General features: G+C 68.0%; 18 protein-coding genes and 1 riboswitch. Of the genes, 2 read left to right on the top strand and 16 right to left on the bottom strand.

Translation table 11 applies throughout. The features are described 5' to 3' along the window. Positions 1 to 37 precede the first annotated feature (37 nt). Positions 38 to 168: riboswitch (FMN riboswitch) on the bottom strand. A 21-nt stretch (positions 169 to 189) separates the two neighbouring features. Continuing rightward, the gene (locus EDD41_RS15710) at positions 190 to 1,050 is read right to left on the bottom strand and encodes a DUF3152 domain-containing protein (RefSeq protein WP_148060591.1); all 861 of its coding nucleotides are present in this window, start codon (positions 1,048 to 1,050) and stop codon (positions 190 to 192) included. A gap of 114 nt (positions 1,051 to 1,164) precedes the next feature. Here EDD41_RS15710 and EDD41_RS15705 point away from each other — a divergent pair, with 114 nt between their 5' ends. Further along, positions 1,165 to 1,731, top strand: coding sequence for an O-methyltransferase (locus EDD41_RS15705; RefSeq protein WP_123577194.1), 567 nt, complete (start codon positions 1,165 to 1,167; stop codon positions 1,729 to 1,731). A gap of 16 nt (positions 1,732 to 1,747) precedes the next feature. On the opposite strand, the gene EDD41_RS15700 is transcribed toward EDD41_RS15705, so the two are convergent. From EDD41_RS15700 to EDD41_RS15645, 12 genes are all read right to left on the bottom strand, one after another. Beyond that, positions 1,748 to 2,635: a patatin-like phospholipase family protein gene (locus EDD41_RS15700; protein ID WP_123576581.1), complete on the bottom strand. Its 888-nt coding sequence runs from the start codon at positions 2,633 to 2,635 to the stop codon at positions 1,748 to 1,750. 30 nt (positions 2,636 to 2,665) lie between these two features. After that, a complete protein-coding gene (locus tag EDD41_RS15695) occupies positions 2,666 to 3,673 on the bottom strand; it encodes a DUF1648 domain-containing protein (protein WP_123576579.1) in 1,008 nt (335 codons plus the stop codon). After that, the gene (locus EDD41_RS15690; protein ID WP_094764844.1) at positions 3,670 to 4,020 is read right to left on the bottom strand and encodes a GntR family transcriptional regulator; all 351 of its coding nucleotides are present in this window, start codon (positions 4,018 to 4,020) and stop codon (positions 3,670 to 3,672) included. The genes EDD41_RS15695 and EDD41_RS15690 overlap by 4 nt, the downstream gene beginning before the upstream one ends. A 156-nt stretch (positions 4,021 to 4,176) precedes the next feature. Further along, a complete protein-coding gene (gene ilvC, locus EDD41_RS15685; protein WP_123576577.1) occupies positions 4,177 to 5,205 on the bottom strand; it encodes a ketol-acid reductoisomerase in 1,029 nt (342 codons plus the stop codon). Positions 5,206 to 5,265: 60 nt separating this feature from the next. Next, a complete protein-coding gene (gene ilvN / locus EDD41_RS15680; RefSeq protein WP_123576575.1) occupies positions 5,266 to 5,793 on the bottom strand; it encodes an acetolactate synthase small subunit in 528 nt (175 codons plus the stop codon). After that, the gene (locus tag EDD41_RS15675; RefSeq protein WP_123576573.1) at positions 5,772 to 7,520 is read right to left on the bottom strand and encodes an acetolactate synthase large subunit; all 1,749 of its coding nucleotides are present in this window, start codon (positions 7,518 to 7,520) and stop codon (positions 5,772 to 5,774) included. The genes ilvN and EDD41_RS15675 overlap by 22 nt, the downstream gene beginning before the upstream one ends. A 342-nt stretch (positions 7,521 to 7,862) precedes the next feature. Further along, positions 7,863 to 8,405 carry a hypothetical protein gene (locus EDD41_RS15670; protein ID WP_123576571.1) on the bottom strand — a complete coding sequence of 181 codons (543 nt, stop codon included), beginning with the start codon at positions 8,403 to 8,405 and terminating at the stop codon, positions 7,863 to 7,865. Between the two features lie 143 nt (positions 8,406 to 8,548). Next, positions 8,549 to 8,944, bottom strand: a complete 396-nt coding sequence (locus EDD41_RS15665) for an HIT family protein (protein WP_094764839.1) — start codon at positions 8,942 to 8,944, stop codon at positions 8,549 to 8,551. A gap of 9 nt (positions 8,945 to 8,953) precedes the next feature. After that, entirely contained in the window at positions 8,954 to 11,794 is a 2,841-nt protein-coding gene (locus EDD41_RS15660) for an FAD-binding and (Fe-S)-binding domain-containing protein (protein WP_123576569.1), read from the bottom strand. A gap of 84 nt (positions 11,795 to 11,878) precedes the next feature. Then, entirely contained in the window at positions 11,879 to 12,640 is a 762-nt protein-coding gene (gene hisF, locus EDD41_RS15655) for an imidazole glycerol phosphate synthase subunit HisF (protein WP_123576567.1), read from the bottom strand. Between the two features lie 18 nt (positions 12,641 to 12,658). Beyond that, a complete protein-coding gene (locus tag EDD41_RS15650) occupies positions 12,659 to 13,708 on the bottom strand; it encodes a DUF808 domain-containing protein (RefSeq protein ID WP_094764836.1) in 1,050 nt (349 codons plus the stop codon). Positions 13,709 to 13,813: 105 nt separating this feature from the next. Then, on the bottom strand, positions 13,814 to 16,645 hold the full coding sequence (locus EDD41_RS15645; RefSeq protein WP_123576565.1) for a DEAD/DEAH box helicase: 2,832 nt from the start codon (positions 16,643 to 16,645) through the stop codon (positions 13,814 to 13,816). An 85-nt stretch (positions 16,646 to 16,730) separates the two neighbouring features. On the opposite strand from EDD41_RS15645, the gene EDD41_RS15640 reads away from it, so the two are divergent. After that, the gene (locus tag EDD41_RS15640; RefSeq protein ID WP_211336680.1) at positions 16,731 to 17,651 is read left to right on the top strand and encodes a cation diffusion facilitator family transporter; all 921 of its coding nucleotides are present in this window, start codon (positions 16,731 to 16,733) and stop codon (positions 17,649 to 17,651) included. On the opposite strand, the gene EDD41_RS15635 is transcribed toward EDD41_RS15640, so the two are convergent. The 3 genes from EDD41_RS15635 to tatA are packed head-to-tail and all read right to left on the bottom strand — an operon-like array spanning position 17,652 to position 19,718. Then, positions 17,652 to 18,629 carry a diacylglycerol/lipid kinase family protein gene (locus EDD41_RS15635; protein WP_123576562.1) on the bottom strand — a complete coding sequence of 326 codons (978 nt, stop codon included), beginning with the start codon at positions 18,627 to 18,629 and terminating at the stop codon, positions 17,652 to 17,654. A 4-nt stretch (positions 18,630 to 18,633) separates the two neighbouring features. Further along, on the bottom strand, positions 18,634 to 19,482 hold the full coding sequence (gene tatC / locus EDD41_RS15630) for a twin-arginine translocase subunit TatC (protein WP_245995681.1): 849 nt from the start codon (positions 19,480 to 19,482) through the stop codon (positions 18,634 to 18,636). 2 nt (positions 19,483 to 19,484) lie between these two features. Next, positions 19,485 to 19,718 (bottom strand): twin-arginine translocase TatA/TatE family subunit, encoded by a 234-nt coding sequence (gene tatA, locus EDD41_RS18000; protein ID WP_123576560.1) that lies wholly within the window; start codon positions 19,716 to 19,718, stop codon positions 19,485 to 19,487. Between the last annotated feature and the right edge of the window lie 43 nt (positions 19,719 to 19,761).

Below are 19,761 nucleotides of genomic sequence, written 5' to 3'. Positions count from 1 at the left end.
CCAGGAATCGGCACTGTCAGGACGACAGCCGCCGGCTCCACGTGTTTCCTCCCATCCGGACTTTCACCGTCGGTCCTGGAATTCCACCAGGTCAACCGCCAGCTGGAGGCTGACGGGTCGCGGACTGTCACCGCCGGTTCGGACTTGCACCGACCCCGGAACACGTTGGGGCCATTGTGCCACGCCGGGCTACTTGCCGTCCGTGGTGGGCCACGGATTGGGCTTGCAGCCGTCGATCCGCTTGCTCTGCTGCATCATCACCGGCGCATTGCGACCCTTGGCGGGGCAGCCGACGTGGTCCTTGCCGATGAAGTGCCCCACCTCGTGGTTGACCATGTAGGCACGGTAGGCGGTGAGGTCCGTATAGGTGGGGGTCATGTAGAGCCACCGGTCCGTGTTGAGCAGGACATTGTTGCCGCTGCAGCAGCTCCAGGTCATCTTCACGTCCAGCGGGCACATCTTCTGGGTGCGGCCTGGCGAAGCCAGGAAGATGGTGAACTCTGCCGTGGAGGCATCCTTGACCAACTGGAAGGAGTGTCCCTGGTGGCCGGTCCAGCCGCGCGGGTCGTTGAGGACACCGCTGACCTGGCGGGCCACGTCATTGGCCTTGAGTTTCGTCCCGTCCTCCACCTTCACGGCATAACGGTGCACGGCCACGGTCTTCTTGGCCGGCGCGACCTCCAGCGTGGCCGTCTGCCAGGTGCCCTTGCCGGTCAGTCCGGTGTGCTTCATCCCCTGTGCATCCGGTTGGTCATCATCGGAGCCGCTGCTGGCACTCACGGAGGGCGAGGCACTGGGGGTTGGTGAGGCGCTGGGGCCGGGTGTGGCGCTGGGGCTGGGTGTGGCGCTGGGCGTCGCCGAGGGTGGCTGTGCGGGCGCAGGCACCGCCTGGTCCTCGGCGGGCTTCGAGGAGCAACCACGCATGATCGACGACAACCCCAGGAGCACCAGGCCCAGCAGCATGGCCATCGCAGTCAAGGAGACGAGTCGCAGACCACGCGGCGTGACCCGAACGGCGGGGCGGTCTGGACGGTGCTCTGGCGTGCTCACGTCCTCCAGCCTAGGGCTGAAGGGCAGGAGTGCGCTGCAGATCGGGCCGCCGTGGGCAGGTCTCACCCTGCGAGCGACACAAATACCCTTGCCAGAGGCTGCAAGACTGTGCCGGTGAGCACTCCCGACGTGGTTCCCGAACTGGTCAGCCGGGCCCTGCACCAGTCCTTGGTGACCGGCTGGCTGCAGACCACCCGCAACGAGACCGGACGGCTGTTGGCGACGCTGGCCGCGGGTCGGCGAGGCACGGTCGCCGAGGCCGGGACCGGCAGCGGAGCAGGCGTCGCATGGTTGCGCAGCGGTGCGTGGGCGGACACCCACGTCGTCTGCGTGGAGCGCGACGCGGAACGGGCCGCCCGTGCCCGCGAGACCCTCGAAGGCAGCGACATCGAGGTGCTCGATGGCGGCTGCGACACCCTGCGCTCCCGGGCGCCCTTCTCCTTGCTGTACATGAATCGCCGGACCGCCGAGCACGTGGACCGTGACCTTGCCTGGGAGCTGGTGGAAGCCAGCGGCATCGTCGTGATCGACGACTTCGAACCCAGCAGCGAGTGGCCACCGCGTGAATTCTGCGGGGCCGTCGACACCCTGCGGCGGAGCTGGCTCACCGACGAGCGCTTCGCCTCCACCGAGGTGGCCGTCGCACCGGACCTCGCGGTGGTCCTGGCCGTCCGCCGCTGACCCTGCGGGCAAGGGATCAGGACAGGAAGCGTTCCCAGTCCGGAAGCTCGCGCTTCGCCTGAGCATCCCCCAGGGCATGGGCTTCGCGAAGCCGGTCGATCCGGCGCTCCTGGTTGGCGATCTTCATGTGCGTGGGCCGGAAGACGTATGCCCTTCCCCGTCGCTCCAGTTCGGCGAGTTCGTCGAGGGTGCGGTTGTAGTTCTCGGCACGGTCCAGCAGGGCGCGCGCGATCTTCGGGTAGCGGCGAAAGACCACGTCATAGGCCCGCGGGTGCCGCGCCGGGGCCTTGCGATAGCCCGGCTCGCGGGTGAGCACGACGAAGAACTTCTCATACCCGGCGGCCTTGGCCGCGTCCAGCGCGATGCCACCGCTGTGCCCCAGTGCCCCGTCGCACCACGGGTCGCCGTCGATCTGGACGATCGGCATCAGCCCGGGCATGGTCGACGAGGCACGGATCCGCTGTGCCATGGCGGGCAGGTCAGGCATGTCATCCTGGGTCCAGTACACATGTTCCCCGGTGCGAGCATTGAAGCCGCCGACATTCAGGGTGGCGGGATTGGCCTTGAAGGCCTCCCAGTCCAGCGGCAGCGGCTGGCCGGGCAGGCCGGTCTGTCCGTAGATGAACTCGGAGTTGAAGACTCCCTTGCCGCGTACCCAGGTGCGCCAGCTGCCGAAGTCGGGGTGTTCCGCGATGTCGACGAAGCTCGCCTCGGCGCGGGCGATGTCGCGTGCCACGTAGTTGAGGCTGTTGGAGGATCCGGCGGAAATGCCGGCCACGAAATCGAAGTACATCTCCCGGCGCAGCAGCTCCTGCACCACCGCACAGGTGTAGGCGGCGCGCATGCCGCCGCCCTCGAAGATCAGGGCGGTGTCGGTGATGTTGCTGCTCAGTTCTGGTGCCACCCCGCCACCCTAGCCATCCGGCACGCTGGTCTATCGACCCGTCCGTTGCCGCTGCAGCAGGGTGTTCAGGGTGGCCGCCGCGGTGTCCGGATCGGCGACGGTGAGGTACATCGGCGGCTTGCCGGCCTGGTGGACCAGCAGCGTGTGCGCCTCGGCCGTGACCAGACCACGACTGCCGTCGAAGAGGGCACCGCGCAGACCGTAACCGCCGAAGTCACCCATCGGGCTGACCGTCCGGCCCACCTCGGCCGAGATGATGGTCCCCAGCGGGATGTTGACCCAGCGGATGGGGCCGGCGGTGCGCAGGCCCCGCGAGTCGATGGTGATCGGGGCGAGCATCATCTGGAAGGACACGACGACCACCAGCAGGGTCGCCGCCATGGCGATGGCGCCACCGACATTCCCCAGGGCGGCGAAGAGCACGACCAGCGCAATCACCGGCAGGCTGGCCAGGCCGAAGAACCAGTAGACGGCCTTGCCGGTGACAAGCCGCCCGGTCCAGGCGAAGCGACCATTGGTGGGGCCGGTGACGGTGGGCGCTCCGGCCGGCAGCGCCGTCGAGGCCGGGACGACCACGTTCGAGGCACGCGTGGCCAGCCAGACCAGAGCACCCACCACCAGCGCCGCCACCGCTCCCACAGCAGCACTCCACCACTCGTCGCCGACCTGCTCGGTCGTCAGTCCTCGCTGCGTCCAGGTGCCGCCAAAGAAGACACACGCCAAGAAGGCGCCCATACCAGCAGTCACCGGCGCCATGCTGCGGGCCTGCTTCAGGGCGGCACCCAGCCCGATCATGGGCAGCGACAGCCCCAGGGTGATCGCCAGATGCGTCCAGACCACTCGATCCAGCGGGGTGAAACCGTCGGGCCTGCCGTCGGCTCCCCAGTGGGTGGCCACCGGATCCGGCAGCTGGTCTCGCACGCTCCACACCAGTGCGGCACCACCGGCGGCGCAGAGCAGGCAGACCAGCGCGGGTAGCCAGTAGACCCGGGCCGGCGGGTGGTCGACGAATTCCACATTGTTGGCGGTGCCGTTCATGACCGACGTCCTTCCAGCAGTTCGACGACGCTTTCGTGCGGCAGGCCCAGCCGCCCGGCCTCGGCCAACAACTCGTCGGCCATCAGGTGCAGGTTCACCAGGCCCGGATCGTCCGCAATGACAACGGCCCCCCTGCCGCGACGCAGCTCGATCAGTCCCTCGTCGCGCAGGGCCTGGTAGGCGCGCAGCACGGTGTGCAGGTTGATCTCCAGCGAGGCCGCCAGCTCCTTGGCCGACGGCAGCCTCTCCCCCGCCGTGAGCTTCTGGTCAGCAATGGCCCGCCGCACCTGCGCGGCGAGCTGCTCGAACAGCGGCGTAGGCGACGTCGGGTCCACGGTCCACAACATAGTTCTATTGTCACTAGAACAAGGGTGTCTTTCAAGAGACGCACGAGGCCCCTCCCGCGTGGCGCGGAAGGGGCCTCATCCCCTCGACAGGCTCGGGGAACGAATTGGGTGTGGCGACAGCTCAGATCAGCGGCCGGCCTTGCCCGGCGAAGCGCGTCAGCGCGAAGCCGTTCCCTCGGTGAAGTCCTCGTCGGTGGGCTTGATCCAGCTGAACATCTTGCGCAGCTCCTGGCCGGTGGCCTCGATCTGGTGCCCCGCCTCGGTCTCGCGCATCTTCTTGAACTCGGGCGCGCCGGCGTCCTGGTCCTCGATGAAGCGCTTGGCGAAGGCGCCGGTCTGGATGTCGGTCAGGACGGCCTTCATCTGCTCCTTGACGTGGGCGTCGACGACGCGCGGGCCGGAGACGTAGTCGCCGTACTCGGCGGTGTCGGAGATGCTCCAGCGCTGCTTGGAGATGCCACCCTCGATCATCAGGTCGACGATCAGCTTCAGTTCGTGCAGGCACTCGAAGTAGGCCACCTCGGGCTGGTAGCCCGCCTCGACCAGGGTCTCGAAGCCGGCCTGGACCAGGTGCGACATGCCGCCGCAGAGCACGGCCTGTTCACCGAACAGGTCGGTCTCGGTCTCCTCGGTGAAGGTGGTCTCGATGCCGCCGGCGCGCAGGCCGCCGGTGGCCTTGGCGTAGCTGAGGGTCAGCGGCCAGGCATTGCCGGTGGCGTCCTTCTCCACGGCGACGACGACGGGCACGCCACGGCCGTCGGCGTACTCACGGCGCACCAGGTGGCCGGGGCCCTTGGGAGCGACCATGCAGACGTCGACACCCTCCGGCGGGGTGATGTAGCCGAAGCGGATATTGAAGCCGTGGGCGAAGAAGAGGGCGTCGCCGGCCACCAGGTTGGGCTCGATCTCCGCCTTGTACAGGCCACGCTGGACCTGGTCAGGGGTGAGGATCATGATCAGGTCGGCCTCTTCGACGGCCTCGGCGACGCTGAGGACGCGCAGGCCCTCGGCCTCGGCCTTGGCGCGGGACTTGCTGCCCTCGGCCAGGCCGACGCGCACGTCGACGCCCGAGTCACGCAGGTTGAGCGCGTGGGCGTGGCCCTGCGAGCCGTAGCCGATCACAGCGACGCTGCGGCCCTGGATGATCGACAGGTCGGCGTTGTCGTCGTAGTACATCTTTGCCATGAGGGTGCGAACTCCTTGTTGGTGGTACTGCTCGGATGGAAGAAATGGATTGTGGGTTGGTCAGGGACGGGCCTTGTCGGTGATGGTGCGGCTGCCCCGCCCCAGCGCCACCTGGCCGGACTGGACCAGCTCGATCACGCCGAAGGGCTTCAGCATCTCCAGCATCGCCTGCAGCTTCTCGGGACTTCCCGTGGCCTCCACCGTAATGGAGTCCGGACCGACGTCGACGGCCTTCCCACGGAACAGACTGACGGTGTCGATGACCTGACTGCGATTGCCCATGTCGGAACGGACCTTGACCAGCATCAGCTCACGCTTGACGGCGGCCTGCTCCAGCTCGACGACCTTGATCACCTCGATCAGCTTGTTGAGCTGCTTCACGAGCTGTTCCAGCACGAAGGCGTCGTCCACCTCGGCCACGACGGTCATCCGGGAGAGGTACTCGTTCTCGGTGGGGCCGACGGCCAGCGAGGCGATGTTGAAGCCGCGGCGGCTGAACAGCGCCGCGGTGCGAGCCAGCACACCGGGGGCATTGCTGACCAGGACGCTGAGGGTGTGGGTGCTTGTCACAGTGCTTCCTCTTCCCATTCGGGTGCCATGTCGCGGGCAATCTTGATGTCGTCATTGCCGGTTCCAGCGGCCACCATCGGCCACACCATGGCGTCCTTCTCGACGACGAATTCCACCACGACGGGGCCGTCGTTGATGCTCAGCGCCTTCTTGATCACCTCGTCGACCTCCTCCGGGGTCTCTGCGCGCAGGCCGACGCAGCCCATCGCCTCGGCCAGCTTCGGGAAGTCCGGGATCCGCTCGGAGTTGAGGTCCGTGTGCGAGTAGCGCTGGTCGAAGAAGAGCGTCTGCCACTGGCGCACCATGCCCAGCACATTGTTGTTGATCACGGCGATCTTGATCGGGATGTCGTTCAGCGCACAGGTGACCAGTTCCTGGTTGGTCATCTGGAAGCAGCCGTCGCCATCGATCCCCCAGACCACAGCGTCGGGATTGCCGGCCTGGGCGCCCATCGCGGCGGGCACGCAGTAGCCCATGGTGCCGGCGCCGCCGGAGTTGAGCCACTTGCCGGGCTTCTCGTGCGGCAGGAAGTGCGCGGCCCACATCTGGTGCTGGCCGACGCCGGAGGCGTAGATGGCGTCGGGTCCGCTGAGCTCACCTATCCGCTTGATCACGTACTGCGGGCTGAGGCGGCCCTCGGTGGGCTCCTCCCAGCCGAGCGGGTAGCGCTTCTTCAGCGAGGCCAGGTTGTGGTGCCAGCCGGACAGGTCCTGCATCTCGACCTTGCCCATGGCCGCATTGAGCTCGTACAGGAAGGCGCGGGCGTCGCCGACCACGGGCAGGTCCGCGATCCGGTTCTTGCTGATCTCGGCCGGGTCGATGTCGGCGTGGATGACCTTGGCCTTGGGGGCGAAGCTGTCCAGCCGGCCGGTGACGCGGTCATCGAAGCGGGTGCCGACGGCGATCAGCAGGTCAGACTGCTGGATGGCGCCGACGGCGGAGACGCTGCCGTGCATGCCGGGCATCCCCATGTGCAGCTCGTGGCTGTCCGGGAAGGCGCCACGGGCCATCAGGGTGGTGACGACGGGGATGCCGGTGGCCTTCACCAGCTGCGCCAGCTCGTCGGCCGCGCGTGCCTTGATCACGCCGCCGCCGATGTAGAGCACGGGCCGCTTGGCCTCGGCGATCATCTTGGCCGCCTCGCGCACTTGGCGGCTGTGGGGCTTGGTGGTGGGCTTGTAGCCGGGCAGGTCGATCCCGGACGGCCACACGAAGGGCGCGCTTCCCACCAGCGCATCCTTGGCGATGTCCACCAGGACAGGGCCAGGTCGGCCGGTCTCGGCAATGTGGAAGGCCTCCTTGACCGCCCGGGGGATGTCCTCGGTACGGGTGATCAGGAAGTTGTGCTTGCTGATCGGCATCGTGATGCCGCGGATGTCGGCCTCCTGGAAGGCATCGGTCCCGATGAAGTTCGAGTTGACCTGGCCGGTGATGGCCACCATGGGCACCGAGTCCATGTAGGCGTCAGCGATGGGCGTGACCAAGTTGGTGGCGCCGGGGCCGGAGGTGGCGATGCAGACGCCCACGCGTCCGGTGGCGACGGCGTATCCCTCGGCCGCATGCCCGGCGCCCTGCTCGTGACGGACCAGGATGTGTCGGATCTTGGAGTCATACAGCGCGTCATAGGCGGGCATGATGGCGCCACCGGGAAGGCCGAAGACAACCTCTACCCCGAGACGCTCCAGCGAGGCGACCAGCGCCTGCGAGCCAGTCATCATCCGTGGTGTGGAGTCGGCGGCTGCCATGACTATCCCTTCGTCGGTTGCTACATGCGGGTCTGGAACCCGCCTTGATGATGTCGTGCCGGGCCTGTGCCCTCGGTGCCATTCCGCCAGCCGGACAAGGCATCCGGCCAACAAAAAACCCCCGTTGCCCAGGGCAAACGGAGGTAGCGCCTCGACCGGTGGTGCGTGGTCTCAGCGCTTGGCAAGTACGAGGTTGGTGCTCTGCATGACTCAAACACTCTCGCGCGGCGCGTGCGGGGTCAACGACTTCCCCACGAACTCTCACATTGTGAGACGGTTTTCCGGAATATGGACGCCGCAGGGCCCGTCCCGCGTGGGACGGACCCTCCATGCAAACCGATCTCAGACGTGAGCGACAGCCTCGTCACCCTTCTTGCGCCAGACGAACCAGCCGAGCACGGACAGCAGCAGCCCCAGCGCAAGGCACACCCAGCCCGCGACGGTGACAATGGTGCCCACCAGCCAGAAGGCATAGGCAGTGAGCAGCATGGAGCGCAGCGAGTCACCCATGAACATGGTCTGACGCAGGGCGCCGGCCTTCTGGGCCTCGGCGGAGGTCTTGTCCGCGATCTTCATGTACTCGCCGGAGACCTCCTCGTAGGTCTTGCCGCCCGAGGCGGCCATCATGTGCTCCCACAGGTAGTCATTGGCGAAGGCCTCGGCCTGGGGGCCGGTGGTCATCTGCTGGCCGGACCACTTCCCCAGCGAGTCCTTCATCTCCTGGCTGGTGAGCTTGTCCGCCGCCGGCATGGTGATCTTCTCCTGCGCCAGCTGGTCGCGCACGTAGCCGTGGGCGTAGTTGCCACCAATCAGGGCACCGACGCCGACGAGCAGCAGCACGATGCCGAAGACCTTGGACAGGATACGGTTGACGATGCGTCCCATGACTGGTCACTTCCCTCTGCGTTGCGGGTGACCCCCTATGGCCACCCTGACATTGATGAACGCTACACAGTTGAAAGTGAACAGATTGAAGCGGGGTCGCAATTATTGGTCACCCGTCCGCAAACCCCTTGCAGGGTGGAATCTCAGCCGACGATGCGAGCAAGCACCTGGTCGGGATCGTCCTCCACCTGCTTGCGGAAGAGCTCACCCAGACCGGCATGCTCGCCATAACGCGGCACCAGGTGGACGTGGAGGTGGAAGACCTCCTGCCCGGCGACGGGCCCCGCACTGGAGACCATGTTGAGACCGTCGGCGTCCAGACGGTCGACGAGCAGGCGGGAGACGTGGCTGATGGCCGGGGCAATCTCCGTCAGCACCGTCGGGTCCCCCGTCAGGTCGTCGACGTGGCGCTTCGGGATGACCAGGGTGTGTCCCTTGTGCCACGGCGAGATGTCGAGGAAGGCGTAGGCCTTCTCGTCCTCGTAGACCTTGCGGCTGGGGATGTCACCGGCCACGATGCTGCAGAAGAGGCAATCCATGACGCCATCCTAGTGACGCGGGGCCAACCGTTCCGCCAGGAGTTCGAGCACGTGTCGATACTCCTGGCCCGTGGCCCGCGACATTCCCATCTCGCAGGTCCGATTGGCACTCGCGAAGGCCTCCACGGGGCGCCCTGCGGCCGCCCGCTCCCCCACCACGGATGCCACCTCGCGGGCCTCCGCGACGGTGGCCGATGCCGTCAGCTCGGGATGCAGCATGCCGCGGTCACCCGCGAAGCCACAGCAACCCGCCTCGACAGGCAGCACCACGTCGGCGAAGGCGGCCTTGGCGCAGGCCACGGCATCCTCCACGCACCCCAGATGGATCATCGAACAGGTCGGGTGCAGCACCACGCTTCCGCGGGGCTCCAGGTCCAGCGCGGGCACGCACTCCCGCGCCACGAAGGTCACCGCATCCTCCACCGTGACGCTCTTCCACAGCTCCGCCTTGGCCTCGGGCAGGTGCTTGGCCAATCCTTCGAGACCGTGTGAGCAGGAGGCCGCGTCGCACACGACCGGGAGCCTGCCCTCGCGGGTGGCCGGCCACAGGATGTCGAAGGTCCGCTCGGCCATGGCCCGTGATCCCTCCGTGAAGCCCTTCGAGACCCACACCGTGCCGCAGCACAGCCCGTCCAGGTCCGGGATGTCCAGGCCCACGCCGGCGGCAGCACAGATCTGCGTCACGGCATCGGTGGCCCCGCGGCCGCAACCCGATTCCGAGGGCCCGAAGATCTCGCCCAGGCAGGAGGCGAAGAGCACGCCACGAGCCTCCGGCACGCTCGTCGGCTCCGGGCGCGCCATGCCGGAATGGGGCAGGTCGGAACCCACGGCGGGCAGCAGGTCCTTGCTGATCACGGTGCGCCCGATCGTCGTGGCAGCCGCCAGCGCGGCGGTGGGCAGGACGTCGGCCACCTTCATCCCCGCCCGCAGGCCGGTGGTGATGGGGCCCCACTGCTCGGCAACCTTCACGGAGGCCTTCATCGCGCGCTCACCATGCCGCTCGGCCCGGAACTTCTTCATGAAGACGCCGGTGTCGATCAGCACGGGGCATGCCTTGCTGCACAGGGAGTCCACCGCACAGGTGTCCACCGCCTCGTAGTCATAGGCCCTGCGCAACTCGTCCGCCTCGGCATCCGAGCGCACCTGGATCTCCCGCAACAGGGCGATCCGGCGCCGCGGGGTGGTGGTCAGGTCCTTGGACGGACAGGTCGGCTCGCAGTAGCCGCACTCCACGCAGCGGTCCACGAAGTCGTCGACGGGCGCCATCGTCTTGAGGTTCTTCAGGTGGGCCGTCGGATCGTCCTCCAGCAGGGTGCCCGGATTGAGCATTCCCGCGGGGTCGGCCAGCTTCTTGACCTGGCACATCACGTCGTAGAGCTCGTCGCCGAACTGTCGCCGGACATAGGGCGCCATGATCCGGCCGGTGCCGTGTTCGGCCTTCAGGGTCCCCTTTCGTGCCAGGACCGCCGTCACCATCTGTTCGGTGAACTCGGCGTAGGTGTCCAATTGCCGCGGATCGGACAGGGTGGGGTTGATCATGAAGTGGATGTTGCCGTCCTTCGCGTGCCCGAAGATGACGGCGTCGTCATAGCCGTGCTGGCCGAAGAGCCCCGCAAGGTCATCGATCGTGGCTGTCAGCGAGTCCACCGGAACCGCGACATCCTCCAGCAGGTTCGTGGTTCCCGCCGGACGCGCTCCGGCAACCGTGGTGTACAGCCCCTTGCGCAGGTACCAGAGGTCCGCGCGCTCACGGGCGACGTCGGTGAACCGGGGCGGGGCGGGAATCGGCAGCGCGGCCATCACGTCGTTCAGGTTGGCCATCCGTGCGGCCAGCTCCTCCGCGCTGTCACTGGTGGCCTCCACCAGCAGGCCGGCGTGCCGGTCCACGTGCAGGGCGGCCAGCTCCGGCGAGGCCTCCTTGTACTGCTGCACCACCCGGAGGCTGGCCGCATCCATCAGCTCGAGGGCCGTCGCACCGCCGTTCACCATGGCGCTCAGGGCGTCGGTGGCGATTCCCAGCTCGTCCACGACCAGCAGCGCCGTCGCCGCGAAGGGTTGCACCGGCACGGTGTTGAAGGTGGCCTGGGCGACGAAGCCCAGCGTGCCCTCCGAACCGATCACCAGGTGCTCCAGGATGTGCACCGGCTGGTCATGGTCGACAAAGGAGTTGAGGCCATAGCCCATGGTGTTCTTCATGGCGTACTGCTGCGCGATCGTCGCCATGCTCTGGTCATTGCCGCGGACCCGGTCCCGCAGCGCCGCCAGACCGTGCCACAGCTCCGGCTCGTCGCGACGCAGTCTCTCGTCGGCATCGGGCAGGCCCGTGTCCACGACGGTCCCCGACGGCAGCACCAGGACCAACGAATCGAGGGTGCGATAGGTGTTGCGCTCGGTTCCGCAGCTCATGCCCGAGGAGTTGTTCGCCACCACACCACCGACGGTGCAGGCGATCTCGCTGGCAGGGTCGGGACCCAGACGGCGTCCGTGCCGGGCCAGGTGCGCATTGACGGTGCGGATGGTGGCACCCGGTTCGCAGCGAACCCTTCGGCCCTCGTCGAGGACCGTCACGCCCCGGAAGTTCTGACGCACGTCCAGCAGGACGTCGTCACTGAGGGCCTGACCGCTCAGCGAGGTGCCGCCCGAGCGGAAGGTGACGCGGCGACCATCCGTCTGGGCCTGCCGCAGCACCGCTGCCACCTCCCCCGCGTCGCGTGCCGTGACCACGACGCGTGGCGTGACCAAGTAGTGAGAGGCGTCGTGCGCCATGGAGATGCGGTCCACCAGGCGTTCACTCACGCCCCGTCGGTCGACCCCGGAAACCTGCCATCCTGCCGCGTCTTTGTCAGCCATGACGGCAGACTAAACCCAATGGACTGACCACAGTCAAGGGGTTTGGTCGGTCCACGTGGAAGATGTCGCAAATCCCACGCCCGGTCAGCGGACCTCGATGCCGGCCGCGCGCAGGCCGTCCTTGACCTGGGCGATGGTCAGCGTGGCGTAGTGGAAGACGCTGGCCGCCAGCACGGCGTCTGCTCCGGCCTTCGCCGCATCGACGAAGTGCCGCACGGTCCCGGCACCGCCCGAGGCGATCACCGGCACGTCCACCACCTCGCGCACGGCGCGGATCATCTCCAGGTCGAAGCCGTCGGTGGTGCCGTCGGCATCCATGGAGTTCAGCAGCACCTCACCGGCACCACGCTCGACGGCCTCCTTCACCCACGCGATGGCGTCCAGCCCGGCGGACTTCTTCCCACCGTGCGTGGTGACGCCGAAGCCCGAGGGCTGCCCCGGCTCACGACGCGCGTCCAGGGAGAGCACCAGCACCTGGTTGCCGAAGCGACGGGTGATCTCGTCGATCGCCTCGGGCCGACGGATCGCACCCGTGTTGATGCCGACCTTGTCGGCGCCGCAACGCAACAGGGCGTCCACGTCCTCGACGCTGGAGACTCCCCCACCGACGCAGAGCGGGATGAAGACCGTCTCCGCACAGCGCGTCACCGTCTCCCGGGTCGTGGCCCGACCCTCGGTGGAAGCCGAGATGTCCAGGAAGACCAGTTCGTCGGCGCCGGCCTCACCATAGGCGCGCGCCAGCTCGACGGGGTCCCCGGCATCCCGCAGATTGGTGAAGTTGACCCCCTTCACCACCCGACCGTCGTGGACGTCGAGGCAGGGGATCACGCGCAGGGCAAGGCTCATGCGATCAATCTAGCGGCGTCACTGCTTGTCCGCCTCGGCCGTCTCGGGAGCGTCGACGGTGCCCTCACCGGGCCACTCGCCCGCGGCCTGCGGCTCCGGGTGCTCCTCGGCATGGGCGGAGTCGCCCTTGCCGTGTCGGCTCGGGAGCAGCGCGAGCAGGCCGACGATCACCGAGCCGACGAGGAAGCCGATCACGGCGGAACCCAGCGTGTTGGTGAACCAGCCCAGCGTGGCCGCCAGGGCGTGCGGCACGCCGTGCTCCACCTCGTGCTGCAGGTGGTGCACGAAGTCGTAGGGCGCGTGCAGGCCCAGCTCGTCGGCGCCCACCATGATCAGGTGCCCACCGACCCAGAGCATGGCCGCCAGCCCGACGGTGGACAGGATGGACAGGATCACCGGCATCGCCTTGACCACGATGGCGCCCGACCTGAGGCCCTTCTGGGTCATCTTCAGGCCGATGTCGTCCAGCTTCACGATGATCGCGACGACGCCGTAGACCAGGAAGGTGATCAGCAGGGCGACGGCGATCAGGCTGCCGATCCGGGTCATCAACGGCTGGTCGGTCACCTCGTTCAGGGCGATCACCATGATCTCGGCAGACAGGATGAAGTCGGTGGTGATGGCCCCCTTGACCATCTTCGCCTCCTGCTCCGGCCCTTCCAGCACCACCGGGGTTTCGGGGTCGCCCCCGGCGCCGTCGCCATGGCCGTGCCCGGTGAACTTGCCCCAGATCTTGTGCGCGCCCTCGTAGGACAGGTAGGCGCCACCGCACATCAGGATCGGGGTCAGGAGCCAGGACGCGTAGATGCTGAGCAGGATCACCACCGGCAGGATGAAGACGATCTTGTTGCGTAGGGAGCCGATGGCGATCCTCTTGATGATCGGCAGTTCGCGGTCCGGGGTGACGCCGGCCACGTACTGCGGAGTCACGGCGGTGTCGTCCACCACGACGCCGGTGGCCTTGATGCTGGCCTTGCCGGCCGCGGCACCGACGTCGTCGATCGAGGCCGCCGCCACCTTGGCGATGGCCGCCACGTCGTCGAGAAGTGCTGCGAGGCCTCCGGCCATGCTGGTGCTCCGTTCAGGGGGATGGGACAGGGCACCGAGGCCCGGACAGGACAGCGGCCCGGAACGAACAGGGCCATTCCCATGGTAACGGGACCAATACGGAGCTCAGTCCTCGTCGGGGTCGAACTCGACCACTCCGCGCCGCATGGCGGTGACTGCCTCACGGCTGGTTCGGCGCAGGTCTCCGGGGCCGGCAGCGGCGGCCACCTGACCCAGCATGTCGATCACCTGGCGCACCCATCGCACGAAGTCACCGGCGGGTAGGCCACACTGTCCGAGCACCCGGGCGAGAGGCTCCCCGGAGGCCCAGGCGAAGGCCGCCTCGGCGAAGCCGATGTCCGGTTCGGTGCTTCGCTCCAGGCGGAAGTCTCGTTCCACGATGCTGACCCGACGCCAGGTGGCGCGCACCTCGTGCTGGGCGGCCTCCGTGACCCGGTCCGGCATCCGCGCCATCCGGCCCTGCTCGACCCGTCGGGTCTCGTAGACCAGGGAACTGAGCACGGCCGCCAGCTGCGGCGCGTCGAGGCCGTCGAAGACGCCGTCACGGATGCACTCGGCGGTGACCAGATCGAGCTCCGAGTAGAGCCGGGCGAGCATCTGTCCGGCGTCGGTGACCTCGTGGTCCTCGCTGCCCAGGTAACCCATGGACTCCAGCACCAGGCACAGCTTGTCGAAGCGCTTGGCGATGGTGTTGCTGCGGGCCTCGGCCCGGGCGCGCGCCTGCTGGCGGTCCCGGTCCAGGCGCATCGCACGCTCCGCGAAGCGGGCGTGGGTCTCCCGGTCCGGGCACTCGTGGCAGGGGTGGCGCTTGAGTTCGCGGCGCAGCTCGGAGATCCGGGCGGTCATCTCCGCGTCGGCCCGCGGCCCGTGCAGGGTGGCCGCCTGCGGGTTGAGGGCGTGCAGCTTGTCGATGAAGGAGGCCGCCAGGTTGCGCCTGCTGGCCGCCTGGCGCGGGTCGAACTTGCGCGGGATGCGGAGCTTGCCGACCACCTGGGTCGGGGTCGGGAAGTCGCTGGTGGTCAGGCGGACCACCTCGCGGTCCTCGGTGACCACCATCGGATGCGGTTCTCCCCCACGGCCGCCGTGGCGGCCGGCGTCGATCACCGCGGCCCAGCCCTGGTGGCGTCCGGCGGGAACGTGGATGATGTCGCCGGGCTCCAGGGTCATCAGGGAGTTCAGGGCCTCGGCGCGCTTGTCCTGCTTGCGCAGCCGGGCCTGCTGGGCTTCCAGTTCCCGGACGTCCTCGCGCAGCTGGGCATATTCGGTGAAGTCGCCCCGGTCGCAGTGGGCGGCCTTGAGGTAGTCGTCGATCTCGCGCTGGTTGCGGGCGGCGACGGTGGCCAGGTTCACCACGGACGCGTCGGTCTGGAACTGGGCGAAGCTCTGCTCCAGCAGGCCACGGGCCCGCTCCCGGCCCACCCGGCCGACGAGGTTGACGGTCATGTTGTAGGTGGGCGAGAAGGAGGACTTGAGCGGATAGGTGCGGCGGGAGGCCAGACCGGCGACGGCCCGGGGATCCATCCCGGGCTGCCAGAGCACCACTGCGTGTCCCTCGACGTCGATGCCGCGGCGTCCGGCACGTCCCGTCAGCTGGGTGTACTCCCCCGGAGTGATGTCCACGTGGCTCTCGCCGTTGTACTTGACCAGCTTTTCCAGCACGACGGTGCGGGCCGGCATGTTGATGCCCAGGGCCAGGGTCTCGGTGGCGAAGACGATCTTGATCAGGCCGGCGGCAAAGCCCTCCTCGACGACCGCCTTGAAGGCGGGCAGCAGACCCGCGTGGTGGGCTGCGATGCCGCGACTCAGGGCCTCGAGGAAGATGTCGTGGTCCAGTGCCCGCAGGTCCGCCGAGGTCATGCCGCCCAGGTGCTTCTGGGCGATGCCGATCAGCCGGGTCGCCTCCTCGTCGCTGGTCAGGTTGACCCCGGAGGCCAGCAGCTGGCGCACGGCCCCGTCGCAGCCCTGCCGGCTGAAGACGAAGCAGATGGCCGGAAGCAACCGGGCTCGTTGCAGCTGCGTGGTCATCACCGCGCGGCTCGGGGTGAGGCGGGGGCCACGGTCGTCGCGGGAGTCGCGCCCCCTCTGTCGCTCCAGGTGGGCCTTGGCGGCACCGCCGAACTGGCCCGAGCCGTAGGCGACATTCTTCTTGCCCTTGCCCGAACGGCCACGGGGGCGACGGGAGTCGTCGCGCACGTCCTTGGTCTCGCTGCGGGCCAGCTTGAGCAGTTCGGGGTTGACCCGGGCGGCGCGTTCGCTCGGGGTCTCCGAGGCCGTCGGCGCGACGCCCTCGAAGAGGTCGTGGATCTGCTTGTTGGCCATCACGTGCTGGTAGAGCGGAACCGGACGACGTTCGGAGATGACCACCTTCACGTTGCCGCGCACCTCGTCCAGCCAGTCGCCGAATTCCTCGGTATTGCTGACGGTGGCACTCAGGCTGACCAGCTGCACGCTGGGGGCCAGGCCGATGATGACCTCCTCCCAGACGGCGCCGCGGAAGCGGTCGGCCAGGTAGTGCACCTCGTCCATCACCACATAGCCCAGGTTGTTCAGCGTCGTGGAGTTGGCGTAGATCATGTTGCGGAGCACCTCGGTGGTCATCACGACCACCTGGCCCTCCGAGTTGACCGAGCTGTCACCGGTGAGCAGCCCCACCCGGTCCGCCCCGTGGCGTTCGGCGAGGTCATGGAACTTCTGGTTGCTCAGGGCCTTGATGGGCGTGGTGTAGAAGCACTTCTTGCCGGTGGCCAGGGCGCAGAAGACGGCGAACTCGCCGACGACGGTCTTGCCCGCACCGGTGGGCGCGGCGACGAGCACGCCGGCACCCTCCTCGATCTGGGCGCAGGCCTGCAGCTGGTAGTCATCGAGCGGGAAGTCATAGCCAGCGGTGAACTGTTCCAGCAGGCTTCCGGGGGCAATGGTGAACTCGTTCTCGGTCATCACCCATGACAGTAGCCGGTGGCTCCGACATTTCCTTCGATCGCTTGTTGTAGCTATCATCGTCATACAGCGATGCAAGGAGGCCATGGTGGGCATGGGACACGACCACGCGCAGGGGACCACGAACCGCAGGCGGCTGGCGGTGGCACTGGCCATCACCGGGACGGTGCTGGTGGCCGAGGTGGTGGGTGCCGCGATGACCGGCAGCCTGGCCCTGCTGGTGGACGCCGCGCACATGTTGACGGATTCGCTGGGCTTGGTGGTCGCCCTGCTCGCGGCCCACCTGATGACTCGTCCCGCCTCGTCACGGCGCACCTGGGGCTGGCAGCGGGCCGAGGTCATTGCCGCCGCGGCGCAGGCGGCGGTGCTGCTGGGCGTCGGCTGCTACGCGGTCGTCGAGGCCGTGCAGCGGCTGGTGACGCCGCCCCAGATTACCTCGGGCGGGCTTGCCGCGGTGGGTGCGTTGGGTCTGGTGGCCAACATCGCCTCGCTCGCCGTCCTGGCCGGTGGCCGCGGTCACAACCTGAACATGCGGGCCGCCTTCCTGGAGGTGGCCAATGACGCGCTGGGCTCGGTCGCGGTACTCGTCGCGGCAGCCGTGATCGCATGGACCGGCTGGATGCAGGCCGACGCGGTGGCCGGGCTCTTCGTCGCGGCCCTGATCCTGCCCCGGGCCGTGGCCCTGCTTCGCACCTCCGGGACGATCCTGCTGGAGGCCACGCCCGCCGGCCTCGACCTCGACCGGGTCCGGGAGCACATGGCGGCACAACCCCATGTCCGCGACGTCCATGACCTGCACGCCTCCACCGTCGCCAGCGGACTACCAGTCCTCACCGCCCACATCGTGCTGGACGAGGGGTGCTTCCGTGACGGACATTGCCTGGTGATCCTGCAAGCCCTGCAGTCATGCCTCGGCCAGCACCACGAGGTGGCGATCGAGCACTGCACGATCCAGCTGGAGTCAGAGTCCATCGGCCGCGGACACCGGGAGCACCTGCACGCCTGATCAGGCCCGGAAGACCGCGATCAGGCCGGGACGCACGGTGGCATTCAAGGGCACGCCGCCCAGCGACTCACCGTCACCCATCGCGAACATCGGGCTGCGACTGCCGTCACGCCCCACGGCCTCACCGTCGATCCGCACGGTGCGGGCGCGCACGAACTCCACGGCGGGATGCCCCACATGGGCGCCACGGTAGAGCTTGGGCAACAGTTCCAGCACCTGCCGGCGCTTGAGGTCTCCGACGAGGAGCACGTCGAGCAGCCCATCGGTGACATCGGCCTGCGGCACGATCTTCATCCCGCCACCGAAGTGACCGGCATTGGCGACGGCCACCAGCACGGAGCTCAGCTCACGCGGCTGCCCATCGATCTCGATCCGGTAGTCCAAGGGGGTGAACCTGGCCACCTCTCCCAGGGCAAGGGCGCCATAGGCCAGCGGCCCCAGCGGGCCGATCGGGAAACGGAAGTCATTGGTGGCCTTGTTCACCCGGGCGTCGTAGCCGGTGGAGACCACGCTGCCGACGAAGGCACGGTCCGCGCCGACCAGGTTCCCCGTGACCTCGGTGAGGTCGATCCGACGGGTCCGTCCCTCCGCGACGAGTCGGGTGGCCTCCTCGACCGTGGCCGGGATGCCCACGCCGCGGCAGAAGTCATTGCCGGTGCCGGCCGGGATGACGCCCAGCGGCACGTCGAGGCCGTCGGTACGGGCCTCCGCGCAGGCGTTGAGCCCCAGGTGGGCCATCCCGTCGCCACCCATCACCACCAGGGCATCGCGGCGTCCGTGCAGGGCGGGCGTGGTCTCCCGCACCGCGCGCAGGCACTGCTTGCGTGCGTCGGCATAGTCGGTGGCGATGTGCACCACCACCCGCCCGTCGGGCACGGCGTCGGCCAGGGTGTTGTGGACGTGCGGAAGCAGCCGACGCGCACGGCCACGCCCGGCAGAGGGGTTGACGACGAGGTGAATTGTGGGTCCGGGTGTCATGAATTCAGTCGGCCAGGACCAGCTCGCCGCGCTCGACGCGACGCTTGTCATTGATGCGGCAGATGATTTCACTGACCAGGTACATCAGCGCCATCGGCAGGGCGAGGGCGCACATGCTGAAGGGGTCCTGCGACGGCGTCGCCACGGCCCCGAAGACGAAGCAGGCAAAGATGCCGAAGGCACGGTACTTGCCCAGCGTGGTGCCGCGCAGCACCCCGACCAGGTTGAGGGCCACCAGGATCACCGGGAGGAGGAAGGCTCCACCGAAGACCAGCAGCATCACTGACAGGAAGTGCAGGAAGTCGTTGATGTCCTGCAGGTTCGTGACACCCTCCGGCGTGAAGCCGAGGAGCATGACGAAGCCCTTGGGACTGATCCAGTAGCCCAGCGCCACGCCGGACAGGAAGAGCGGGATGCCCGTGGCCAAGAACATCAAGGAGTACTTCTTCTCCTTGGAGAGCAGGCCCGGCGCGATGAAGGCCCACAGCTGGTAGAGCCAGACGGGGCAACTGGTCACCAGACCGGCGTACAGACCCGTCTTGAGCGTGAACATGAAGGAGGTCGACAGGCCATTGGCCACCAGGCTGACATCGGCTCCCGGATGCGCAGCCTTGTACAGGTCGATCGCCTGCGTGTACGGCCGGAAGACCATCCGCTGCAGGAACTCGTGCCAGACCAGGCACAAGGCGGTGGCGACGACGATGGCCAGCGCGGCCACGATCACCCGGTAGCGCAGCTCCCGCAGGTGGTCCACCAGCGCCATGGCACCTTCGTCATCCGGACGCGGCGGCTTCAGCCACGACAAGTTGAGGCGCCGCTTGCGCAGGGCCGTGGCGCCGGTGGTGCTGGCCACGATCAGGCTTCGAACTTCTTCTCGGTCTCGACGATCGTGCCGTCGACCGTCTCGGTGACCTTCTGGGTCTCGACCTGCTTGGCGGCCTTGTCGTCCTTGAGGGTGGAGGTCTCCTCCTTGAACTCGCGGATGGCACGGCCGGACGCCTTGCCGACGCCGGCGAGACGCGTGCCGCCGAAGAGCAGGATGGCGATGGCGAGGATGATCAGCAGCTCGGTGGGGCCCAGGTTGGGCATGTCAGTCTCCTAGGAATCAGACGCAAGCGTCTCGATGTCTACG

Source organism: Luteococcus japonicus, assembly GCF_003752415.1.
GTDB classification, from domain to species: domain Bacteria; phylum Actinomycetota; class Actinomycetes; order Propionibacteriales; family Propionibacteriaceae; genus Luteococcus; species Luteococcus japonicus.
The sequence above is the reverse complement of the archived record's forward strand: the minus strand, read 5'-3'. Positions and strand labels throughout refer to the sequence as shown.